Source organism: Saccharothrix sp. HUAS TT1 (assembly GCF_040744945.1).
Taxonomy (GTDB): Bacteria; Actinomycetota; Actinomycetes; order Mycobacteriales; family Pseudonocardiaceae; genus Actinosynnema.
Genome location: NZ_CP160453.1, coordinates 5,159,571 through 5,174,859 on the forward strand (window position 1 = coordinate 5,159,571; position 15,289 = coordinate 5,174,859).

Annotated in this window: 10 protein-coding genes; 8 read left to right on the forward strand and 2 right to left on the reverse strand. The window is 74.6% G+C overall.

The window, feature by feature from the left end; all coding sequences use genetic code 11:
* The first annotated feature begins 2 nt into the window (after positions 1–2).
* The 6 genes from AB0F89_RS23615 to AB0F89_RS23640 all read left to right on the forward strand — a co-directional run bounded on the left by AB0F89_RS23615 (position 3) and on the right by AB0F89_RS23640 (position 6,043).
* Positions 3–263: a hypothetical protein gene (locus AB0F89_RS23615; RefSeq protein ID WP_367127743.1), complete on the forward strand. Its 261-nt coding sequence runs from the start codon at positions 3–5 to the stop codon at positions 261–263.
* Complete coding sequence (locus tag AB0F89_RS23620; protein ID WP_367127744.1) at positions 260–1,840, forward strand: PfaD family polyunsaturated fatty acid/polyketide biosynthesis protein; 1,581 nt, start codon at positions 260–262, stop codon at positions 1,838–1,840. Before AB0F89_RS23615 ends, AB0F89_RS23620 begins: the two co-directional genes overlap by 4 nt.
* Positions 1,834–3,345 carry an MFS transporter gene (locus tag AB0F89_RS23625; protein ID WP_367127745.1) on the forward strand — a complete coding sequence of 504 codons (1,512 nt, stop codon included), beginning with the start codon at positions 1,834–1,836 and terminating at the stop codon, positions 3,343–3,345. Before AB0F89_RS23620 ends, AB0F89_RS23625 begins: the two co-directional genes overlap by 7 nt.
* Before the next feature lie 405 nt (positions 3,346–3,750).
* Positions 3,751–4,965: a cytochrome P450 gene (locus tag AB0F89_RS23630; protein ID WP_367127746.1), complete on the forward strand. Its 1,215-nt coding sequence runs from the start codon at positions 3,751–3,753 to the stop codon at positions 4,963–4,965.
* 5 nt (positions 4,966–4,970) lie between these two features.
* Positions 4,971–5,165: a ferredoxin gene (locus AB0F89_RS23635; RefSeq protein ID WP_367127747.1), complete on the forward strand. Its 195-nt coding sequence runs from the start codon at positions 4,971–4,973 to the stop codon at positions 5,163–5,165.
* A 98-nt stretch (positions 5,166–5,263) separates the two neighbouring features.
* Positions 5,264–6,043, forward strand: coding sequence for a thioesterase II family protein (locus tag AB0F89_RS23640; protein ID WP_367127749.1), 780 nt, complete (start codon positions 5,264–5,266; stop codon positions 6,041–6,043).
* Between the two features lie 103 nt (positions 6,044–6,146).
* Here AB0F89_RS23640 and AB0F89_RS23645 read toward each other — a convergent pair whose 3' ends face one another.
* Both AB0F89_RS23645 and AB0F89_RS23650 read right to left on the reverse strand, forming a co-directional pair.
* Positions 6,147–11,561 carry a biotin carboxylase N-terminal domain-containing protein gene (locus AB0F89_RS23645; protein ID WP_367127750.1) on the reverse strand — a complete coding sequence of 1,805 codons (5,415 nt, stop codon included), beginning with the start codon at positions 11,559–11,561 and terminating at the stop codon, positions 6,147–6,149.
* Between the two features lie 425 nt (positions 11,562–11,986).
* The gene (locus tag AB0F89_RS23650; RefSeq protein WP_367127751.1) at positions 11,987–12,550 is read right to left on the reverse strand and encodes a choice-of-anchor P family protein; all 564 of its coding nucleotides are present in this window, start codon (positions 12,548–12,550) and stop codon (positions 11,987–11,989) included.
* On the opposite strand from AB0F89_RS23650, the gene AB0F89_RS23655 reads away from it, so the two are divergent.
* A complete protein-coding gene (locus AB0F89_RS23655) occupies positions 12,530–13,252 on the forward strand; it encodes an aspartate aminotransferase family protein (RefSeq protein ID WP_367127752.1) in 723 nt (240 codons plus the stop codon). The genes AB0F89_RS23650 and AB0F89_RS23655 overlap by 21 nt on opposite strands.
* Before the next feature lie 179 nt (positions 13,253–13,431).
* Complete coding sequence (locus AB0F89_RS23660) at positions 13,432–14,565, forward strand: hypothetical protein (protein WP_367127754.1); 1,134 nt, start codon at positions 13,432–13,434, stop codon at positions 14,563–14,565.
* Positions 14,566–15,289 lie beyond the last annotated feature (724 nt).

The window sequence follows — 15,289 nt, forward strand, 5'->3', positions numbered from 1 at the left end:
CTGTGAACGACGACGACCGGATGAGCTTCGTCGGCGAGCCGTTCGACCACGGCGTCCGGCTCGCCGACGCGCCCCGACCGGGGAGCGGCCGGCCGGCCGGACCCGCCGCGGTCCCGGCGGACGCCGTGCAGGCAGCCGTGGACGCCCTCGTGCGCGACGTGCGATCCGCCGTCGCCGAGGCGCACGCGGGCGCCCTGGAGGTCCAACACCTGTTGCAGCGCCGCACCGCCGCCGCGCTCGTCCAAGGGGAGGCGTCGTGGTGACCACCAGGTCGGAACCCGCCCGTGAGGCGGGCGAGCTGTACGACGCGCTGACCGCGCTGGACCGGCCGGTGTTCGTCCTGCGCGACGAACGCGGCCTCGCCGCGACCAACGACGAGGACGCCCTGGCCGGCGCGCGACTCCTCGCCGCCGCACCGCCGCTGTCGCCCGACAGGCTCGGCTCCCCGGGTTTCCTCGCCGACCACGGCGTCTCCCACCCGTACATGGCCGGTGCGATGGCCAACGGCATCGCCTCGGCCGACCTGGTCGTCGCGCTGGCCGGAGCGGGCTTCCTGGCGTCGTTCGGCGCGGCCGGGCTGGTCCCGGCCCGGGTCGACGCGGCGCTGGCCGACATCACCCGGCGCGCGCCCGGCCTGCCGTTCGCGTGCAACCTCATCCACAGCCCGAGCGAACCGGCGATGGAGAGGGCCACCGTGGACCTCTGCCTGCGGCACGGCGTCCGGTGCGTCGAGGCGTCGGCGTTCCTCGACCTGACCCCCGAGGTGGTGCGCTACCGGCTCGCCGGCCTCGCCCCCGACGGTCGAGGCGGCGTGCGGATCGGCAACCGGCTCGTCGCCAAGGTCTCCCGGCCGGAGGTGGCCGAGCGGTTCCTGCGCCCGCCGCCCGAGGCGCTGGTGCGCGGCCTGGTGGAGAGGGGCGCGATCACCGCCGAGCAGGCCGAGCTGGCGAAGCGGGTGCCGCTGGCCGACGACCTCACCGCCGAGGCCGATTCCGGCGGTCACACCGACCGCCGCCCGCTGCCGGTGCTGCTGCCCGAGCTGATCGCGCTGCGCGACCGGGTCCAGCGGGGCGCGGGCCTGGTCTCCCGGACCAGGGTGGGCGCGGCCGGCGGCATCGGCACGCCCGCCGCCGCGGCCGCCGCGTTCACCACGGGCGCCGACTACGTGGTCACCGGCTCGGTGAACCAGGCGTCGGCGGAGGCCGGGCAGTCGCCGGCGACCAAGCGCCTGCTGGCCACCGCCGGCGCGGCCGACTGCGCGATGGCGCCGTCCGCCGACATGTTCGAGATGGGCGTCGAGGTGCAGGTCCTGCGGCGCGGCACCATGTTCGCGTCCCGCGCCCGGCGGCTCTACGAGACCTACCGCGAGCACGCGGGCATCGAGGACATCCCGGCCGACGACCGGGCCGCGCTGGAGGAGCGGATCTTCCGACGGCCCCTGGCCGACGTCTGGGAGGACACCGTGCGCTTCTTCCAGGAGCGCGACCCGGCCCAGATCGCCCGTGCGGAGAACGACCCGAAGCGCCGGATGGCGCTGGTGTTCCGCTGGTACCTCGGCCTCTCGTCGGGGTGGAGCACGGCGGGCGCCCCCGATCGCGTCACCGACTACCAGGTGTGGTGCGGGCCCGCGATGGGCGCGTTCAACGACTGGGTGGCCGGCACGTACCTGGCCGCGCTGGAGAACCGCTCGGTCGTCGACATCGCGGTCAACCTGGTGCGCGGCGCGGCGTTCGCTGCCAGGGTGGGCCAGCTGCGGCTGTCCGGCGTGCGCCTGCCGGCCGCGTGCGCCACCTACCGGCCCACGCCGGCGCGGCGAGCGAGCGGGACCGGCTGGTGGTGACCGGGGACGCGCGGGCCACCGCCGCGCCGCTCGTGCCGGACCCCAGGCGGTGGCACGCCCTGTGGGTGTTGATGCTGGCGCTGTTCATGGACCTGCTCGACGGCAACGTGGTGAACGTCGCGATCCCCAGCATCCGCGAGGAGCTGGACATGACCGCGGCGCAGCTCCAGTGGGTGCCGGCGGCGTACATGCTGTCCTTCGGCGTGCTGTTGATCCCCGGCGGGAGGCTGGGTGACATCGTCGGCCGCAAGCGGGTGTTCCTCGTCGGCGCGCTCGGGTTCGTGCTCGGGTCGGCCGTGTGCGCCCTCGCGTGGGACGCGGGGGCGATCGTGGCCGCCAGGGCGGTGCAGGGCGCGTTCGCCGCGATGATGGTGCCGCAGGTGCTGGCGATCATCCGCGTCGCGTTCGCCGAGGAGTTCGCCAAGGTCGTCGGCATCTCGGCGGTCATCGCCGGGGTCGCCGTGGTCAGCGGTCCGCTCGTCGGCGGCCTGCTGGTCGAGGCCGACCTGCTCGGGCTGGGGTGGCGCGGCGTGTTCGCCGTCAACGTGCCGGTCGGCGCGCTCACGGTCGTGCTCGCCGGGCGCTGGGTGCGCGAGTCCCGCGCGCCGGACGTGCGGCGGCTGGACCTGACCGGCGTGGGCCTGGCCGTCCTGACCCTGCTCCTGCTGCTGGTTCCGCTGGTGCAGGGCCGCGAACTGGGCTGGCCGCCGTGGAGCGTCGCGTCCGTCGTGCTGTTCGTCCCGGCGCTCGTGCTGTTCGTGCGGCACCAGCGCTCGCGCGGGCGACGCGGCCTGCCGCAGCTCGTCGTGCTCGACCTGTTCGCCTCGCGCGGGTTCTCCGCCGGGCTCGCGGTGCAGTTGCTGTTCCAGAGCCTGCCCGCGGCGTTCTTCCTCGTCTGGACGCTGTACGTGCAGGTCGGCATGGGGTGGACGGCACTGGGCACCGGGTTGGCCTCCATCCCGTTCTCCGTGGCGGTGGCCGTCTCCGGCGGGGTGTCGGTCCAGTTCGTCTACCCCCGTCTCGGGCGGATGACGTTGTTGCTGGGCGTGCTGCTGACCATCGCCGGTCTGGTCGTGTTCGGCGTCGTCGCCCGCGAGGGCGGCACGCGGGTCGACGCCCTCGCGATGGCGCTGCCCCTGGCACTGGTCGGCCTGGGCGTCGGCCAGGTGCTGTCGCCGCTGACCGGCCTGATCCTGTCCTTCGTCCCGGTGCGGCACGCCGGCAGCGCCTCCGGCCTGGTCGGCGCCACCGGCCAGGTGGGGGCCGCTCTGGGCGTCGTGCTCGTGGGGCTGGTGTTCTTCGGTTCCCCCACCGGCTACGCCGCGGCCTTCGAGCGCGCCCTGTGGCTGCTCGTCGGCCTCATGGCCGCCGTCGCCCTCCTGCTGTGCGCGCTGCCCGGCCCGGTCCGCTCGGGAACGCCGCCGCGGCGGACCCCGTGGCGACAACGCGGTGACCACTCCTCCAGGAACGCACCGGATCCAGGAACGCACCGGACCACGAGGTGACACCTCATCATGCACTTGTCGATCACCGCGATCGGTTCGCACGGCGACGCCGCGCCGTTCACCGGCCCCGGCGCCCACCTCCGGGGCCGGCACCGCGCCCCATGACCCGGCTCGTCCGCCCGGGGGAGCCGCGCTCGGCGCGTCGAAGCTCTCCGGCGCCGGACCGGCTCGCCACCACCACCCGACGCGTGCTCGGCAACCCGGCCTACCGCGACACGCGGCCCACCGCGACAACACAGGGGCACCGGGTTCCCCGATCGACCGCGAGGGCGGGGCCGGGCGCGTTGTGCGCGCCGTCGACCGCGTCGTCGCCGAGCACCGCAGCCTCCGCTGACACCCGGCATCGGCCGCGCCGCGGCGACGGTGCCGCACCCACCGCACACCCGTGATCCCGAAAGGCGCACCATGACCGAGACCACCAGCCGGCCCGCCGAGCCGGCCGTGCCCGCGTTCCCCTCGGACCGGTCCTGCCCGTACCACCCCGCGCCCGGTTACGCGCCGATGGGGGCGACCCGCCCGCTCACCAGGGTCCGGCTGTTCGACGGGCGCGAGGTGTGGCTGGTGACGGGCCACGCCGAGGGCCGCGCCCTGCTCGCCGACCAGCGGCTCTCCTCGGAGTGGGCCAGTCCCGCCTTCCCCGTGGTGGTGGCCCGCACCGAAGGCCGAGAGGGCCTGTCCCTCCCGTTGATCGGGGTGGACGACCCGGAGCACGCCCGCCAGCGCCGCATGCTGATCCCCAGCTTCGGCGTCAAGCGGATGGCGGCGATGCGCCCGGTCCTCCAGCGGGAGGTCGACCGGCTGCTCGACGGCATCCTCGCCGACGGGCCGACGATCGACCTGGTCTCCCGGTTCGCCCTGCCCGTGCCCTCGATCGCGATCTGCATGCTGCTGGGCGTGCCGTACGACGACCACGACCTGTTCGAGGAGCGCTCACGCGACTTCGTGGGCGCGGCGACGTCGGCCGAGGCGGACGCGGCGTTCGGCGCGCTGTACGGCTACCTGTTCGACCTCGTCCGCGGCAAGCAGGAACAGCCGGGAGAAGGACTGCTCGACGAGCTGATCAGCGTCCAGCTCGCCGAGGGCGAGCTGGACTACGACGAGCTGGTCAAGATGGCGATGGTGCTGCTGGTCGCCGGCCACGAGACCACCGGCAACGCGATCTCCCTGGGGGTCCTCGCGCTCCTGGAGCACCCCGAGCAGCTCGCCGCGCTGCACGCCGACGACGGCCTGCTGCCCAACGCGATCGAGGAGCTGCTGCGCTTCCTGTCCGTCTCGGACTTCATCGTCCGGCTCGCCGTCGACGACGTCCAGGTCGGGGACCAGACCATCAAGGCCGGTGACGGCGTGGTCCTGTCGATCATGCTGATGAACCGCGACGGCGCCGCCTACGAGGACCCCGACACGCTCGACCTGCGCCGCGCCGCCGGACGGCACGTCGGCTTCGGCCACGGCATCCACCAGTGCCTGGGGCAGAACCTGGCCCGCGCGGAACTGGAGATCGCCCTCGGCTCGCTGTTCGCCCGCATCCCGACGCTGAAGCTGGCCGTGCCGGTGGACGAGATCCCGATCAGCGCGGGCCACGACGGCCAGGGGCCCCGCGTGCTGCCGGTGACGTGGTGACGGCGGTGCGCATCACCCTCCACCGGGACCGCTGCATCGGCGCCGGGCAGTGCGTGATGATCGCGCCCGCGGTGTTCACCCAGGACGACGAGGCGCTGGTCGTGCTCGTCGAGGGCGGCGAGCACGGCGCGGACGACCCGCGCGTGCGCGAGGTGCCGCAAGCGTGCCCGGTGCAGGCGGTCGTGGTGCACGACGACTGAGGGCGGTGGGGCCGACCCCGTGGGCGTGACACCACGGCCACGGGGTCTTGCGCTGCCCGGAGCCGGTTCCGAGCACAGACGAGGAGAAGGAGACACCCATGTCCGCACAGCGCCACGACGAGCGCGCCCGGTGGCTCAGGGAGTACCACGCGAGCCGGGGCGGCGCGCCGCGCCTGGTGTGCTTCCCGCACGCGGGCGGATCGGCGAGCTGGTACCACCCGATGTCGCACGCCCTGGCGCCGGACGTGTCCGTCCTCGCGGTCCAGTACCCCGGTCGCCAGGACCGCCGGGACGAGGCGCCGCTCGACGACGTCGGCGCCATCGCCCGGCAGGTCGCACCACTCGTGGCCGACCTGCCCGGCGATCCTCCCGCGCTGTTCGGGCACAGCATGGGCGCGCTGGTGGCGTTCGAGGTCGCGCGGCTGCTGACCGGCAAGCACGACGAGGCGCCGGCGCACCTGTACGTGTCCGGGCGGCGCGCCCCCGACCGGCGCCGCTCCGAGGCGGTGCACCTGATGGACGAGCGGGGCCTGCTGGCCGAGGTCGCCGCGCTCGGCGGCACGGGCGCGGCGAACCTGCGGGACCGCGACCTGGTGGCGATGGTGCTGCCGCCGCTGCGCGCGGACTACCGCGCCGTGGAGACCTACCGGCACACGCCGGGGGAGCCGCTGACGTGCCCGGTGACCGTGCTGACCGGTGACGCCGACCCGAAGACGACCGCCGCCGAGGCGGAGGGGTGGCGAGAGCACACCACCGGCGCGTTCGACCTGCGGGTCTACCCCGGCGGCCACTTCTTCCTGACCGACCACCAGGCCGAGGTGCTGGACCTGCTGCGCGGCGGGCTCACCCGGACGCGCGGGACCGTGCGCTCGGACTGAGCGCGCAGCCGGACCGCCCGGCCCGGCTGCGTGAGCCGGGCCGGGCGGTCCGGCTGCGTGGTGGTCCGTTCGCGGTCCCGTCCGGGCCCGGCTCGTCGGCCGGTCAGGGCCTCCAGGGGCGCGACGCGCCCCGCACCGCCGCGATGATGCCCGGCCGCAGCTCCCGCGCCGGCAGGACGCGGTCCACGGAGCCGACCTCGACGGCGCGGTGGATGTCGTGGATGCGGTCGAACTCGGCCGCCACCTCGCCCAGCTTCTCCGCCCGCACCACCCGCCGCACGCGGGCCGGGTCCTCCCCGCCGTGCTCCCGGCCGCCACCCGCCCCGGTCAGGGCGAGCACGCGCGGGTCCGCGGCGGTGCGCCGGTCGACGTCGCGGGAGAAGACGACGGCCGCGGCGGGCGCGCCGCCGATGACCGAGGCGAACGACCCCTCGACGGCGAGGACCGTCACGCCGGGGTTGAGCGCCTTGGAGAACACCACGAACGCCCCGCCGTGGTAGCGGGACACCACGCAGAACACGATCCGGCCGCGGAAGTTCACCACCGCCCGGCCGATCTCGGCGCCGAACTCCAGTTGGAGCTCCCGCATCGACTCGGGGGAGCCGTCGAACCCGGACAGGTTCGCCAGCACCACCACCGGGCGCACGCCGGAGGCGGCGTTGATCGCCCTGGCGACCTTCTTCGACGACCGGGGGAACAGCGTGCCCGACGTGTACGCGCCAGGCCCGTCGGCGGGCGGGAACCCGCGCCGCGCCACGGTCGTCGACTCGATGCCCAGCAGGCACACGGGTTGCCCGCCGAGGTGCGCGTCGAGGACCACCGCCGTCTCGCCGCCCACGAGGTCCGCCCAGCGCTCCAGCACCGGCCGGTCCTGGTCGGACACGGCGCGCAGGACCGCCCGGATGTCGAACGGCTTCTTGCGGTCGGGGTTGCTCTCGGCGGAGAAGATCTGACCCACCGAGGTGAACGGGCTGTCGCCCGCCGGGTGCGGGTAGGGCGTGACGTCCCGGTCCTCCGGGTCCGCGGTCGACGCCGCGCGGGGACCCGTCTCGCCCGGCACGACGTAGGTGTGGTCGTAGTGCGCCATCAGCACGTCGCGCGCCCCGGCGAGGTCTTCGGCCCGGTACTGCGCCTGGCCGTTCGGGCCCATGACGCGGTCGTACCCGCCGATGCCCGCGTTGTCCTCGGCGGACACGCCACCGGAGAAGTCCAGCGACCGCTTGCCGGTCAGCACCATCGCCGATCCGGGCACCATCACCAGCACGCCCCTGGTGTGCATGAGCATGGTGGCCTCGGCGCTCCAGTACGGCTGCGCGCCGACCGCGATGCCCGACACCACGATGTTGACCTCGCCACCGTCCTGGGTGAACTCGACGATGCGCCGCAGCACGGCCGCTACCCAGTCCATGTTCTCGGTACCCGACTCGCGCGAGATCCGCGCGCCCGCCGACACCGCGAACCACTCGACCGGCAGCCGCAGCGCCGCGGCCAGGTCCAAGGCGGCGATCACGCGCCGGCACTCCGGCGCGGACAGCGCGCCCAGCGCCTTGGTGGCGTCGCCCAGCAGGATGACGCGGGACACGCCCTCCGGGTGCTTCGGGGTCGGCGTGCTCACCACGCCGACGACCACCGCGGCGGTGTTCTCGCCCTTCGGCCGGTCCACCGGCACGAGGGTGTCGCCGTCCAGGTCGTACTCGGTGAACGTGCCGCCCGCGCCGGCCGCGAGACCGGCCAGCTCGTGGGGGTGGACCACGCCGCGGGCACGGGCGTTCGACACCGTGCGCGCGTAGCCGTCCAGCGGGCGCAGCGGCCCGACCGGCGGCAGACCGGGGACCACCCGCAACCGCCCCTGCGCGTCCGGCACGACCCGGACGGCGAGGTCCGCCTCGTCACCCGCGCCGTCGGCGTGCCGGTGACCCAGGACCAGCACCTCGGCGAGGTCCAGTCCGTCTGCGTCCGGGAGCAGGCGCTCCAGCGCGGCGGCGACCTCGGACCCCTCGACGTCGACGGGTGGCCACAGGTAGACGAGCACGCGGTGGCCGTGCGCGGCGCCCGACTCCAGCCGGGCGTGCCGGATCGCGCCCAGGCACAGGGCGAGGGTTTCCTCCGCCGCCGGCAGCTCCACGACCCCGTCGTCCCGGCGCCGCGCGGTCAGGCCGCGGACCTGGCCGAGCGCGAGGAGCCGGACGTCGGACGGGTCGCCCGCCGCGGTGCAGCGGAACAGCGCCACCTCGTCGTCCCCGGTGGGCAGCCGGTCCAGGGTGAACCCGCTCATCCGCTCCCACTGCACGCGCTCGGCGACGTACGGGTGCAGACCGCGCAGCAGCCGATCCTCCACCAGGCCGTTCGGGCCCGGGACGAACGTGAAGTGGTGGTGCCCGGTCCCGCCGCGCCGGGTGGCGGTCACCGTGATCCGGCCGATCTTCTCGGGCAGCTCGGTCGAGCCGAGCGGTTCGAGCAGTCGCGCGGCCGCGGTGTCGGCGTCGGCGGGGGAGTCGTCCCACAGCACGTGCACGTCGGCGACCACGGTCTGCTCCTGCCCCAGTTCGACGATCCCGCGCTGCGCCGCGGCGAGCCGGTCGAACGGGACGGCGGTGCTCACCAGCCGCGAGCCACTGGCCAGGTGCTCGGCGACGAGGAAGGCGCAGCCGCCCACCTCCGCCGGGCGCACGTCACCCAGGGCCTGGCCGCCGTAGTGCCGGTGGGCCAACGCCTCCAGCAGCGGGTCGGGACCCGCGCCGGTCCGGCCGAACCGTCCGGTCAGGAGCCGGACCAGGGGCTCGGGCGTCGCCGCGACGGCGGCCAGGCGCTCCGCGCGATCGGGGGCGGACGGGGCGTGGTCGAGGTGGCGGAGGTGCCGCCGGGCGTCGGCGTGGGAGCGGGCCCGTGCCCGGCGGCGCGCGGGGCCGGTGAACCACCGCAGCAGGACGGCCCGCGCGGTGTCGGCGAGATCGGGGAACGCCGTCCGCGCGGTCGAGGCCAGGTGGTCGAGCGCGGTCCGCACCGCTTCCCGGTCGGGCGCCGCCGGTGGGCGCTCGGCCAGCCACCGCCGCAGCAGGGCTCGGACGACCTCGGCGGCCTCCCCCGCGCGCCGCAGCGCCAAGTGCAGCCGGAACACCGCCTCGCCGACCCCGTCGCCGCGCTCCACGTCGTCGACGCCGTAGTGCGCGAGCGCGGCGCGCAGGAGCCGCCGGAAGGACGCCGACACACCGGCCCGGTCGGCGTCGAGCGTGGTGAGGTACCAGTGGAAGTCCTCGCGCGGCGCCCGGCCGCCGTCCTCGGCGCGGTCGGCGCTCAGCCCGCACACCGCGGTGAACACCCGCAGCAGCCGCGCTTCGCCGGCCAACGGCCGATCGGCGAGTTCCCGGCGGGCGGCGAGGTACCCGTCCAGGGCCGGGACCGGGCCGTGCCCGAGGACGGCGTCGTGCAGCACGTCCAGCAGGTGGGCCGCGCAGCGCTCGGCGGACTCCTCAGCCGCGGCGGGGAAGCGCACGTCGACGGTCGACCCGTCGCCCACCCCCGACCGCTCGCCGACGTCGAGGCGTGCCAGCGGGGCGCCCGCCACGACCTGCGTGCCGACCGGCACGCACAGCTCGGTGAGGCGGGCGCGGGCGGGCGCCCGCACCGCGCTCTCCATCTTCATCGCCTCCAACACCACCACGGGGTCGCCGGCGGCCACCTCGGCGCCCACCGCCACGGGCGCCGCGACCACCAAGCCCGGCATCGGCGCCCGCAGCAGGCCGCCCTCGTTGCGGCTCAAGCGGTGCGCCGTGCCTTCGACCTCCACGTGGTACACGGGATCGCGCGCGTCGACGACCACGCGGTGGCGCACACCGTCGACGACGAGTTCCGCGGCGTGCCGGTCGAACCGCCGCACCTCCACGGTCGCCTCGGTCACCTCGGTCACCTCGGTCACCTCGGTCGCACCGGGCACCGACACGCGGTAGCGCCCGACGCCCGTCCTGGTGACCTCGACCCGGTGACCCGCGGTGCCCGCGAGGAAGTCGAACGACCGGGTGACCTCGTGGTCGGTCGCCGGGCGACCGCCGCGCGCCGAGTCCAGCAGCGCGGCGCGCGAGACCTCGTCCGCGGCGTCCGCCGCCTCGATGCCCGCCACCGCGAGCGCCACCGCGAGGTGCGGGGCGCCACCGCGCCCGGACGCGCCACGCATGCGGTCGACCCACGCCGTGTCCGCCGTGCCGTCGATGACGTCCGGGTGGGACAGCAGCTCCAGCAGGAAGCCCTTGTTGGTCGTGCCGCCCTCGATGACGACCGAGGTCTCGGTCAGCGCCCGGCGCAACCTGGCGAGCGCTTCGGCGCGCGTCGCGCCGTAGGCGATCACCTTCGCGATCATGGAGTCGAACTCCGCGGGGATCACGTCACCCGCACCGACACCGGTGTCCACGCGAATCCCGGGACCGGTCGGCAGGTCCAGGCGCGCGATACGCCCCGGGCAGGGCGTGAAATCGCGGTCGGGGTCCTCGGCGTTGAGCCGCGCCTCGACCGCGTGGCCGGTCTCGCGCGGCGGCTCGCCGGTCAGCGGTCGCCCCGCCGCCACCCGGAGCTGGGCTCGAACCAGGTCGAACCCGGTGGTGGCCTCGGTGATCGGGTGCTCGACCTGCAGGCGGGTGTTGACCTCCAGGAAGGCGAACGTCCTCGTGCCGGGGTGGTACAGGAACTCGACCGTGCACGCGCCGCGGTACTCGACGGCGCACGCCAGCCGCTCGGCCGCGGCCTTGATGTGCTCCACCTGGCCACGGGTCAGGACGGGCGATGCCGACTCCTCGATCACCTTCTGGTTGCGCCGCTGCACCGAGCAGTCGCGAACCCCCAGCGCCCAGGCCGTGCCCTGTCCGTCCGCGATGACCTGCACCTCCACGTGCCGGGCGCCGGTCACCAACCGCTCAAGGAACATCACCCCGCTGCCGAACGCGCGTTCCGCCTCCGACGACGTCCGCTCGAACGCCTCGGCCAGCTCCGCCCGCGAGTCGATCCGGCGGATGCCGCGACCACCGCCGCCCGCGCTCGCCTTGAGCATCAACGGGTAGCCGATCGCGTCGGCCGCCTCCACCGCCGCCCGGAGGTCCGCCACCGGACCGCCGCTCCACGCCGCCACCGGCACACCGACCCGCTCGGCCAGCAGCTTCGAGCCGATCTTGTCCCCGAGCAGGCGCATGGCCGCGGCGCTCGGGCCGATGAACGTGACACCGAGCCGGTCGCACAGCTCGACGAAATCGGGGTTCTCCGCGACGAAGCCCCAGCCGACCCAGGCCGCGTCGGCGCCGGTCTCCACGAGAGCCCGCTCCAGCACCGCCAGGTCGAGGTAGGGGCGGGAAGCCGCGGGGCCGAGGAGGTACGCGTGGTCAGCCCGCCGGACGAAGGTCGCCGCGTCGTCCACATCGGTGTGCAGCGCGACTGTCTCGATCCGCGCTCCCGTCTGCTCGACGAGGTCACCGACGGTGTGGAGGAGCCGGAGCGCGGCCTCGCCGCGGTTGACGATGGCGATTCTGCTGAACAAGGGCGTGCTCCTCGTGGACGGTGGGCCGGTCCGGTGCCGGCCCCTGGGCGTGCGTCTGCGTGGAACCGCGCGTACTCCTGTCGCACCGGCCGCCGCACGTCGTGGCCGTCCGGCTCCAGTGGGTTGTCCGCCGTGCTGCAACCGCGCACCGTGGTCGAGACGATCGAACCTCCGAGGGCTGTCCCTCGGGCCTGTGCGACTTCAGAGTGGGAGGCGCGGACGACACCGGTCAACGAAGCGGGCCATCGTCTAGGTGGATTGCCAATTTCGGCGTTCACGGCAGGACTGGGCCACCGGCGGTACGGGTCCTGGGCTCCGGTGGCCCAGGCGGTAACCGCTTGCCCTTGCCCGCTCGACCTCGTCCACGCTGCCGCGGTTCCCGGCTGACGGGTGGTGCCGGGGTGAGCGGCACCACCCCGGGGGTGTCAGTTGACCGGGCAGGGGGTGCTGGGGCGGGTCAGGGTGACGCGGGCGTGGTTGATCACGAGGTCGACGCTGTTGAGCAGGCGGATGTGCGGGGCGTTGACGGCGATGCGGGCGCCGTCTGCCGGGGGTCGTTGTTGGTTGACCACGATGGTGGCCGCGAGCGGGATGGTGGTGGTCAGGTCGGTCGCGGGGTCGGCCACGGGGGTGCCGTTGATCCGCAGGTTGACCAGTTCGGCCTGTCCGGCGGCGGTGACGGCGCTAGCGCCGTTCTCGTCGGCGGTGGCCGTGGCGTGGATCTCGTCGGTGGTGATGAGGCCGCCCAGCGGGGAGACCTGCGCGGTGCGGGCCCACGCGGTGGCGGTGCGCTCGCCGTCGCCGTCGACCACGCCGCGGGCCTCGGTGTCGATCACCTCCAGCGAGCCGACACCGGGCAGGGTCGCGCCGAGGAACCCGTCCTGGTCGAGGCCCGGTTGGATGGTGCAGCCCGGGTCGGACGGTGCGAGCGGGCCGACGCCGACGAGCGGGGCGGTCAGCTTGCCGCCGTGGGCGTGGGCGTCGAACACCAGCCTCGGCGCGGTGAAGCGGACGGAGGCGCAGCCCGGCGCGTCGAGACCCGCGCGTGCGGTGACGTCGGTGGCGCAGGTGGTGTAGGTACCGGGCTGGCCGACGCCGACTCGGTCGCCATCGACCCGCACAAGTGGCTGTTCCAGCCCTACGAGATCGGCTGCCTGCTCGTCCGGGACCCGGCCGCGCTGCACCGGGCGTTCGCGCTGGACCGGTTCCGCGCGCGGGCCGGGTACCTCGACCTCACCCGGTCCGCGCCCGACGAGGTCAACCTGTCCGACCACGGCGTCCAGTTCACCACTGCCGCCCGTGCGCTCAAGCTGTGGTTGTCGTTCAAGGGTTTCGGCGTGGCCGCCTTCCGCGCGGCCATCGACCACGGGCTCGACCTGGCCGAGCACGCCGCCGAACTCGTCGAGCGGAGCGACGAGCTGGAACTGCTCGCCGGACCGAGCCTGGGCATCCTCTGCTTCCGGTACCGGCCTCGGGCCGCGGACGACGCCGCGGACCTCGACGCGATCCAGACCCGCATCGTCGAGACCGTCAACCGCGGGGACCGGTTCATGATGGCCACGACCGTCGTGGACGGCCGCCGGGCACTGCGGCTGTGCACCATCAACCCCCGCACCACCCCGGCCGACGTCGACAGGCTCGCCGCCGACGTCCTGGAAGCGGGACGGGCGCAGGGCGGCGCCCCGGCCTGACCGGCCGTGAGCAGGTCATCCTCAATGCGTCGCGGCGGGGCTCGGCGATTCGCGAACCTCCGTGCGGCGAAAGGGTTTCGCGGACCTTTGCGCCGTCCGGCCGACACCGCCGCAGGTGCGCGGGAGTTACCGTTGATCGATCCAGTACCACTTCAGGACGTACTCGCAACGGAGCGATCATGCCCGACTTACGCGCGTCGCTGGCCGTGTTGGCGCTCGCGACAGCCCTGCCACTGACCACCACCCCTGCGGCGGCCGCGTCCGCCACGCACGCCATCGCCGAACTGCCGGGCGTCGCGGGCCTGCCCGGCAGTCCCGGCTATTACCCCACCGGTGTCAACGACCTCGGTCAGGTCGTCGGCAGCGCGCAGGGCGGTGCGCCGACGCGCGCGGTGCTGTGGTCGCCGCGCGGCGGGGCGACCGACCTCGGCCCCGGTCTGGCCGGCGCGATCAACCAGGGCGGTCAGGTGCTCGGGTTGACCTCCGACGGCGTGCCGGACACGCAGAAGCCGTGGGTCTGGTTCGCGGGTCAGCGGCAGGCCATCTCGCCGCCGGGAGCCGCGTGGGCGCGGGCGCAGGTGATCAACGACGACGGCAGCGTGCCGATGTCGTACGCCACGTCGTCCCGGGGCGAGCAGCACGCCACCGTGTGGGACGGCGAGCGGCACGCGGAGCTGCCGGTGGCCGGTGATCACGTGTCGACGTACGCGATCAACAACGCCGGTGTCGTCGCGGCGAGCTACGCCTCCGCCTCCTTCCAGGAGTTCGCCGCGCTCCGCTGCGCCGACGGCGCGTGCACGCGGCTGAACCCCGGTCCGGGCTACGGCACGTACGACCCGGAGGCGATCAACGAGGCCGGTGTGATCGTCGCCAACCGGGGCATGGTGGCGCTGCGCTGGGACGGCGAGGAGGTGACCGTCCTGTCGGAGAGCGGCCGGCTCGCCCACGGCGAGCAGTCCCTCAATGAGCGCGGCGACGCGGTCGGCTGGGTGCTGGAGGGCGGCACGTCCCGCGCGGTGCTGTGGCCCGCCGGCGGCAAGCAGGTCGACCTCGGCGTGCCCGGCAACTCCGTGGCGACCGCGATCAACGAGCGCGGCGACGTCGTCGGGCACGCCTCGTCGGCGGACCACTCGTCGACCCGCGTGTTCCTCTGGCGCGACGGGCAGCTCACCTACCTCGACTCGCTGGGCGGCCCCTACAGCGCGCCGGTCGCGCTGAACAACCACGGCGTCGTCGTCGGTCGCAGCACCACCGCCGACGGCGACTGGAAGGGCGTCCGCTGGACCCCGGTCACCACGACCCTCTCCCGCTGACGCCCGCCGGCCGCCCCGGGGCGGCCGGTCAGTCATCCGGGCGTCGCGGTCGACGTCGACGGCGTCCACGTGGTGGCCGTGGACGCCCGCCGACTGCCGGAACTCCAGCGTGGAAACGCGTGACCTTCTCGCCGTGCGTCCTGTGCAGGTCCTCGTACCGGACGCGGGACAGCCCGCCCTGGTCCCCCGGTCAGTTCCGTGGCTCCGGGCCCGGGGAGATCGTGAGCCCGGCGCCGAAGTCCTGCCGTTGGCCTGGATCCGCTCGACTTCCTTCCGCACCCGTGTGAACTCGTCCGCTCGTGCGGCCCGGGCCGCGCCCCCGCGTCCGCCTGGTCTCTCGACCACCGCCGCCGGGTGACTCCCGGAGCGACGTGGTCCCAAGGCTGCTCCGATCGGCTGCCGATCCCTGCGCGCGGCTCGGAGCGCCCGCCGCACCTCGGCAGTCAGCACCCACTCCCAGTAGCTCCTGCGACTGCCGTTCACCCGGTCAAGTGAACTCCGGCGTGACTCACCCGGGCGTTCATCATGTGGGAGGCGAACGGTCCTCGTTGACCCGGTAGCCCTGTGCTGCTGGAGTGAAGGCGTGCAGCGACCGACCGTGTTGACCAGGCGCCGGCACGTGGACTTCGTCCGCGTCGGCGCCCAGGGCTGTTGCCCCCGATAGGCCAAGACACCGTCCACGCCTTGTCCTGCCCGGACGATTTCGCGCTCGCCCAACCCACAG

Excerpts from the sequence above, each read along its gene's own strand:
- AB0F89_RS23630 (WP_367127746.1), top strand. The coding sequence starts at position 3,751 with ATGACCGAGACCACCAGCCGGCCCGCCGAGCCGGCCGTGCCCGCGTTC.
- AB0F89_RS23640 (WP_367127749.1), top strand. The coding sequence starts at position 5,264 with ATGTCCGCACAGCGCCACGACGAGCGCGCCCGGTGGCTCAGGGAGTAC.
- AB0F89_RS23660 (WP_367127754.1), top strand. The coding sequence starts at position 13,432 with ATGCCCGACTTACGCGCGTCGCTGGCCGTGTTGGCGCTCGCGACAGCC.